The organism is Microbacterium helvum (genome assembly GCF_014779795.1).
In the GTDB taxonomy this organism is placed as follows: Bacteria; Actinomycetota; Actinomycetes; order Actinomycetales; family Microbacteriaceae; genus Microbacterium; species Microbacterium helvum.
The window spans coordinates 1-7,895 of record NZ_JACXZS010000022.1 but is presented as its reverse complement, the minus strand read 5'-3'; the positions used below and the strand labels follow the sequence as shown (position 1 = coordinate 7,895).

General features: G+C 73.4%; 4 protein-coding genes. All 4 read right to left on the bottom strand.

From position 1 onward, the window contains the following. Positions 1–143: 143 nt before the first annotated feature. Entirely contained in the window at positions 144–4,616 is a 4,473-nt protein-coding gene (locus IF188_RS19880; RefSeq protein ID WP_191173550.1) for an FtsK/SpoIIIE domain-containing protein, read from the bottom strand. Then, positions 4,613–6,016 (bottom strand): RDD family protein, encoded by a 1,404-nt coding sequence (locus IF188_RS19875; protein ID WP_191173549.1) that lies wholly within the window; start codon positions 6,014–6,016, stop codon positions 4,613–4,615. Before IF188_RS19875 ends, IF188_RS19880 begins: the two co-directional genes overlap by 4 nt. 16 nt (positions 6,017–6,032) lie before the next feature. Beyond that, complete coding sequence (locus IF188_RS19870) at positions 6,033–6,842, bottom strand: hypothetical protein (protein WP_191173548.1); 810 nt, start codon at positions 6,840–6,842, stop codon at positions 6,033–6,035. Beyond that, a partial coding sequence (locus IF188_RS19865; RefSeq protein ID WP_191173547.1) for an FHA domain-containing protein occupies positions 6,839–7,895 on the bottom strand: 1,057 nt, incomplete at its 5' end. The genes IF188_RS19870 and IF188_RS19865, both read right to left, overlap by 4 nt.

Sequence of the window (7,895 nt, the reverse complement as noted above, 5' to 3'; positions counted from 1 at the left end):
ATCTCGCCATAAGACGCCTTGAAATCAGCCATGTCACAGTCCTCTCAGATCTCGAACGGACCGCGACCGGCCCGCAGAAAGGCTAGGGCAACTCTTCGCGCGCCGGACATGGGGACCATTCCCCATGCGACGGACGCGTGCGGTCACCCGGCGACGAGCGGCAGCTGCACCGTGACGTGCCGGCCGTTCTCGACGAACAGGCCGCGGCCGGGTGGGAACTCATGGCGCTGCACCTTCGGGAACGGCACCTTGAACAGCGACTCGCCGTCGTAGCTGTCGGGCCGCAGCGCGATGCCGTGGCGACCGGCCTTGAGCTCGCCGATGAGGCCGTAGCCGCTGGAGAGCTGCGTCACATCGCCATCGGCCACGAGGAAGTGGTCGCTGCGGTTGATCGCCTGGAACAGCTCTTTGAGCGGCCGTTCCGCGTCGGTGTCGCCGAACTCGGTGATGTTCTCGACGACGATCCCGATGCGCCTGGTCACCGTCTCGTCGGCGACGATCTCTTTCAGCTCCTTGGCGAGCGTGCGGACGTCCTCGATGCCGATCGCCGAGCGGCGCCAGGCCATGTCGTCGCGGAGCACCGCGCGGCGGCCGCCGAAGTGGAACAGCTCGACGTCCGGATCGAACCGCTTCAGAGCCCGCACGACGCCGCGCACCGCGGTCGTCTTGCCGGACTGCGGCGGCCCCGCCACGACGAACGTGCCGACCGGCTCGAAGCCCTTGGGCCCGAGCGTGTCGTCGCCGATGCCGAGCACGGGGAACTCGTCGATCCGCGCGGGGAGGGATGCGGCATCCAGTTCGGTCGGAAGCGAGCCGATGTTGCGGGCCTCGACCGCGCCGGCGGCCCGCAGGGCGGCGGCGAACTGCTCGCCCGCGGCGTTCTGCTCGGCGACGTTCGTGGTGCCGCCCATGACGGCGATCTGCGTCTCGAGGCCGTCGACGATCGCGCGACCAGGGACGCTGCGCTCGTTGAGGACGTCCTTCGGGACTCCGAGGATCGAGTACGCGCCCTCGTCCGACATGCGCAGCACGACCCGCTTGGTCACGTTGGCGCTGACGGCCGTGGGCACGGCGCCGTAGCGGTCGGCGGTCGCGATCACGTGCACGCCCAGCGGGCGTCCCTCGCCGAGGATCCGCATGAAGATCGCGTAGTAGGCCGCGCGGGCGGACGTGGTCTCCCAGTCCTGCTTGAAGACGCCGAAGCCGTCCAGCAGCAGGATGATGCGCGGCTCGCTCGTGTCGCCGGTGATCGCGCGGTACTCGCTGAGCGACGCGGCGTTCACCTCGGAGAACCGCTTGCCGCGGTCGTCGAGCATCTGCCGGATCGTTCGCAGCAGGCGCTGCACCCGCTCGACGTCGTCGCCCGACACGACCGAGCCGACCTGCGGCATCGTCTCCAGCGAGCGCAGCGCGCCGGTGCCGAAGTCGATGCCGTAGACGGCGACCTGCCCGGACTCGGGCCGCGCGCCGGCGGCGATGCCGATCGACCGCAGCGTCGCCGACTTGCCGGCGCCGCTCGTGCCGTAAACGAGCAGGTGGCCGTCGGTGTCGGGGGTGAAGAACACCGCCTCCTGCAGCTGACGCTGCGGGATGTCGGCGAGGCCCAGCGGGATGCGGTCGTCGCCCGACATCGGCAGGTCGCGCAGGTCGATCGTCGTCGCCAGGTCGTCGAGCCACGGCCGGCGAGGGGCGGGGATGCCGGCGTCCGAGGCCGCCGCCACCAGATTCGCCACGAGGCGCTTCTGGTCGTTGGGGCCGAGGTCCTCGTCGTGCGTGTCGGATTCGCCCTCGCTGTCGTTCTCCCACAGCGTCACCGAGCCGAACCTCAGCTCGGCGACGCGCACCTGGGCGCCGTCGGGCTCGTCGGTCGTCCAGCCGCCCGCGTAGCCCGACTGGAACGGGACGAGACGGCCGGGGCCGGTCTTGGCGATGCCGCGACCGGGCAGCGACGGGTCGAACGTCGAGGCGACCACGTCGCCGACGACATCGTTCGAGTCGGCCGCGTCGGCCATGCGCAGGGCCACGCGCAGGTTCGTGTTGGCGCGCAGATTGTCCTTGATGACGCCGGCGGGGCGCTGCGTCGCCATGATCAGGTGGATGCCGAGAGACCGGCCTCGCTGGGCGATGTCGACGACGCCGTCCACGAACTCGGGCACCTCGGTGGCGAGGGCCGCGAACTCGTCGATCACGAGGATGAGCGCCGGAGGCGTATCGGGATCCTGCCGCTTCTCGAGCTCGAGCAGGTCCTTGGCCTTCTTGCGATTGAACAGGTGCTCGCGGTGGTGCAGCTCGGCGCGCAGGCTCGTCAGGGCGCGGCGCACCAGGTGCGGAGACAGGTCCGTGACCAGGCCCACGGTGTGGGGCAGGTCGACGCAGTCGGCGAAGGCGGAGCCGCCCTTGTAGTCGACGAACAGGAATGTCACGCGGTCGGGGCTGTACTCGGCGGCCATGCCGAGCACCCACGCCTGCAGGAACTCGGACTTGCCCGAGCCGGTCGTCCCGCCGACGAGCGCGTGCGGCCCCTGCGTGCGCAGGTCGAGCGACATGGCGTCGGGGCTGCCCTGGCCGATGTAGGCCTTGAGCGTTCCGGCGCGCTTGAGGCGCGGACGCGGTCCACGGCGGCGGTCGACGATGGAGTTGTTCTGCCGCCAGCGCTCGATCGCGGCCTGCGGCTCGGCGGCCATGTCGGTGCCGATCAGGCGCAGCATCGAGACGCTGGCCGGCAGGTCGGACGAGTCCGCAGCCACCGAGCTGGAGTCCACGACCGGCGCGAGGCGCTTGGCGAAGATCTCGGCGTAGCCGCGCGAGACGCCCTCGACCTTCACGGTGCGAGCACGGTGCCCCGCGCGCACCCAGCCGACCATCGCGTCGTCGAGTCCGCCCGAGACGTCGATGAACGTGCGGCACGCCGCCGGCAGCGACTCGACGGTCGGGGCGACGAAGATCGTGTAGACGCCGGCATCCGGACCGCGCTCGATGACCTGCGTGAGCCGGGGACGGTCGACCGGCGCGTCGTGCGTGACGAAGAGCACGAGCGACACGTCGGGCACCGAGGTGTCGCGCCCCTCGCCGACGCTCTTGCCGAGCGTCATGGACGAGTCCTTCTCCGACACCGGGCCGCGTCGCGTGGCCGAGCCCGACAGCCGCTCGAGGATCGCCTCTTCGAGCCCGTTCAGCAGGTTCGTGCCGGCGGACTGGCTGTCGGCCAGGGCCATCTCGGCGAACGGCGAACGCGGGCTGGTGGTGTGCGGCAGCCACTTCATCCACTCCATGTCGCCCGTCCACGCCGGGTCGATGATGGCGGCCGTCACGACCTCGTTCGGCGCGTGCAGGCCGAACAGCTGCACGCCGAGACCGCGCACGACGTCGGCGGCGAGCTCGCGCGGACCGGCGATGCCGATGGCCCCCGCGGACGGCAGCAGTTCGATCGCGGGCACGTCGTCGATCTGCGCGTACCGCTCGCGCAGGGTGCGCACCTGCTGCGCGTACTGCGCGATGCCGCGCTGGTCGTTGGGCTCCTGCACCGTGTTGCGGCTGTCGGCGGTGCCGACGCCCAGGCGCAGGCCGAGGAAGTTCCAGTGCTCGGGCCGGCGGGTCCACAGCAGCGGCCCCAGCGACATCGCGTTCTCGTAAATCGTCGCGGTCGCCGGCGCCTCCGCCCGCCGCCGCTCGCGCTCCAGCCGCTCCTCGGCTTCGAGGGAGTCCTCCAGCTCGTCGATCTGCGACTCGAAGGTCTCGATCTCGAGCGTCAGCTTCTTGCTCTGCTGCGTGCGCTGGCCGATGAAGTTGCCGAGCATCATGAGCGGAGCCATCACCACGATGAGCAGCGACGCCGGCCGCTGGAACATCGCGAACATCGCGAAGCCCAGCAGCACGGGCGCCATGATCATCGGCCACGGGAAGATGCGAGGCTCTGCCTCGTTGGGGATGATGGGATGCCGGAACTCGCGGCCCGCGTAACGGTCCTCCACGCGGGGCGAACGGTTGAACATCAGCGCACCGCCGCGCTCGAGCACGAGGGAGTCGTCGGTCTGCGCGCGCGGCGCGAGCGCGAACGACACCTCGGTCGCGCCGATCGTGATGCGCTGACCGGGCAGCACGCGCACGCGCTGCACGAGCCCGCCGTCCACGATGAGGCCGTTGGCCGAGTTCAGGTCGATGAGGTCGATGCCCTGGTCCACATCGACGCGCGCGTGGCGCTTGGACACCTGGGGATCGTCCAGCAGCACCTGCGCGGGCGCCACCCGGCCGATGACGCTGGAGCCGGCCGGGAGCGGTATCGCGCGGCCGGCGTCGGGCCCGGAATGGATCCGCATCACGGCGGCGGTGGCTGCGGCATCCCCCGTCGCCAGCGCCGGGACGACCGAGGCGTCGAACCCCGAGCCGATGGGCGCGTCCGCGATGGGCATGGCGGGGTTCAGGTGCACCGGCTGACCGGCCGGCGATGCCACCAGCAGCGTCGGCACCTCGCTCGCGTTCACGCCGCCCGGAGCCGCCAGGGCGTCGCCGTCGGCGAGCGCGCGCGCGACATCCTGCACGGTCGCGGTCGCGTCGGCGGTCACGAGCACGTCGACGGTCGATCCCACGCCTCGACGCAGGCTCAGCTTCAGCTTCACGAATCAGCACCTCTCGCCACGAGCTCGAACGACCTGCCTCCCACTTGGACCGACCACCCCAGCGGCACCCGCGCCGCCTGATCGGCCGGAACATCGACCACGTCGCCGCCGGGCGACACGAGCTGCGTGCCGTTGCGCGAGCCGCGGTCGGCGACCCACAGTCCGTCGGCGTCCTGCCCGAACGCGGCGTGCGTCTTCGACATCAGCCGCTGCGGATCCTCGAGCCGCACGAGCGCCTCGACCTGCTCGCCCTCGGCCGGCTCGGGGTCGCGCCCGATGAGGCCGCGGCCCGGGACGCGCACGATCGAGCCGTCGTCGAAGCGGATCATCGCCTGCGCGCGCCGGGAGCCGACGGGCGACGGCCCGGTGCCCGGCGACGACTGGACGACGGGCGCGGGCGGTCTTGGCGCGTCGCCGGAGGGTGCGGCCGGGGCGGCTGCTCTCGGCGCGGCGGCGGAGACGGCAGCCGGTGCGGGCGTTCTTGAGGAGGGCGCGGCGGTTCTTGACGAGCCGCCGGAAACGGCTGCCGCGGCTGCAGGGCTCGCCGGAGCCGCGGGGCTCGCCGGCGCTGCAGGACTCGCCGGCGCCACGGGGCTCGAGGGCGCGACGCCCGGAGCGCCGGTCACGAGGCCCGTCGCGGCGTGCGCGACGGCGGCACCGCCGGGGACCTGGGCGATGACGCTCGCGTCCACGCCGTCGGCGACGGCCTCCCACTGGGCGCCGGTGCTGCCGGGCCCCACGACGCCGGCGCGCGAGCGCGCACCCGGGATCTGCAGGGCGCTGGCGGCATCCGCGTCGCTGGCCATCGAGGGCAGGTCCTCGCTCTGGTCGGGGCGGCCGGCCGCGGCCCGCCGCGCCTGGCGCAGCGCCTTGGCGTCGAACGGGTCGAGCCCGGCGCGGGCGTCGATGACCCAGCATCCCCCGACGCGGTCCAGGATGCTGCGACCCCGCCGCTGCGGATCCCACAGGCCGGAGGCGAACATGAGGGCGGGACCGACGAGCGGCACGATCGTGCTCGCCCACAGCACGAGCGCCCGCAGCACGACGCGCCAGAACCCGACGCGGCCGAAGTCGTGCACGTCGATCGACCGCAGCCGCATGGCGGCCTTGCCGGCGGTCACGCCGCGGCGCCCGTGGAGGATGAGCTGGACGAGTCCGAAGATCAGCGGAAGCACCGAGCCGATGAGGATCAGCAGCGGCCCGACGAACGAGGTGTCGCCGGCGAGCATCATGACGGCGCCGACGACCGCCGGAGTGGCCAGCAGGACCCAGATGCCCGCGTCGATGGTGAAGGCGAGCGAACGGATGCCGGCGGCCGCGGGCACGATGCCGAGCGCGGCCGCGTCCTCGTGGGGAGAATCGGCGACGAGAGGAGGGGGGACGGATGCGGGGAGGGTCATCGGCTTCCTCGGTGGTTCAGATCAGCAGCAGCACCAGTGCGACGACGGCGGCGACGAGCACCGCGGCGACCACGACGGCGACGATCAGCAGCCGGCGGCGATCGCGTCGTCGGCGCGATGCGATCCCGTCGGGGGCGGGCGGGGGCGTGGCAGAGGGCGGCGGGGCGACCGGCACGCGGTTCGCCATCGTCGGGGCGGTCGTCCTCGGCGCCCGGCGGTCCGGCGTCTCACCGGTCGGCACATAGGCGGTCCGGCGGACCTCGGCAGGATCGGGGCCGGCAGGCGGCGCGGCGGGGGTCGTGCGACGCACCGATCGCAGGACGGTGTCGTCGGTGCGCTCTTCGATCGTCGTGCCGCCCGCGGTGCGGGTCTCGGCCGACGGCGGTGCGGGCGGGTACGCGCCCGCCGCGGTCGTGCCGGGGCGGCGGCCGGCGATCGACGTCGCATCGAGGTCTTCGGCGGGGATCGGCGCGGGCATCCGACGCGACGGTGCGAGCACCGTGTTGTCGTCGACGTCGTCGAACCCGGGTCGGGGCTCGGGCTCGGGGTCGGAAGGACGACGGGTCGAGAGCACCGTCGCGTCGTCCGGCGGTGCCGAGGCGTCCGGCGGCGCGGGAGCATCCGGCGCCGCGCGCCGCGTGGACAGCACCGTGTGCTCGTCCACCTCCGGCTCGGGGCGGTGCCCACGCCGCGTCGACAGCACCGTGCCCTCGTCGACCTCGGGCGCAGCGGCCCGCCGGGCCGACAGCACCGTCGCCTCGTCCGGCGCGTCGTCGGCGCCGGACGGCGTCACGCGATGCGTCAGCTCGTCGTCGGGCAAGATCACACGTCGCTCCGCTGCAGCCGGATCTCGGCGTCGCCCAGCAGGAAGCGCTCACCCGCCTCGACTTCTTCGCCGGGGGTCGCCTCGACCTCGGTGCCCATCACGGTCGAGAACAGCACGCCGTTGGTCGAGTCGAGGTCGACGACGTACCAGCGGTCGTCGCGCAGCTGCAGGCGCGCGTGCGTCTTCGACACCGTGCCGTCGTGGATCGACACGAGCTGTGCGCCCGGGTGCTCGGCATCGGCCGACGGCCGTCGACCGAGGATCACGACGTCGGCTGTGAGGGCGACGGGGTCGCCGGTCGGGGGCACCAGGGTCCACTCCGTGCGCTTGCGGCGCGCGATGACGGTCTCGTCGAACGAATCGTCGTCGTCATCGGGGAGCTCGGGACGACCGTGCTGCGCCGACACGGACGAGCGGGCCGAGAACGGGATGCCGGCATCGATCACGCCGGCCGAGACCGGGCCGGACGCCTCGGGGAACGCCTCGGACTCCGCCATCGGCGAGTGCGCGGGAGCCCACGGCTCGCGGTCCTCGCCGGTGATGGCCGGCAGCGGCACGTCGGTCACGGGCGGCCGGGTGATGCCCTCGCCGGGCGTCTGCGTCGACGGCCGGGGCGCGTACGCCTCGGGCGGGATCTCGTAGGCGGTCGGAACGGCGGGCACGCCCTCGGGGCCGGATGCCGGCACAGCCGAGATCGGTGCGGGGGCGCCGGTGAACGCCCCGGTCACCTCGGCGCTGTGGTCGGTCGTGTCCAGCGCGAACCCCTGCCACGGATCCCCGTCGCCGGACGCGTCCGCCACGGCCGCGCTCTCGGCGGGAAGCCCGTCGATCGCGGCTTCGGCAGCGGCCGCCGACACGGGGCGTCCCGGGAGCGGCGGCGGCGTCCACCCGCCGGGCGGCGGCACGACGACCGCGCCGCCTGCCGGGGTGGCGGTGGGCGCTGCGGGAGTGGATGCCGTCGGCGCAGCAGGCGCCGGCGTCTGGGCCGCGGGCGCAGCGGCCGGCGAGGCGGGTGCCGGCGCCGGGGCCACGGGGGCGGCGGCCGGGGTCACG

Excerpts from the sequence above, each read along its gene's own strand:
- IF188_RS19875 (WP_191173549.1), bottom strand. The coding sequence starts at position 6,016 with ATGACCCTCCCCGCATCCGTCCCCCCTCCTCTCGTCGCCGATTCTCCC.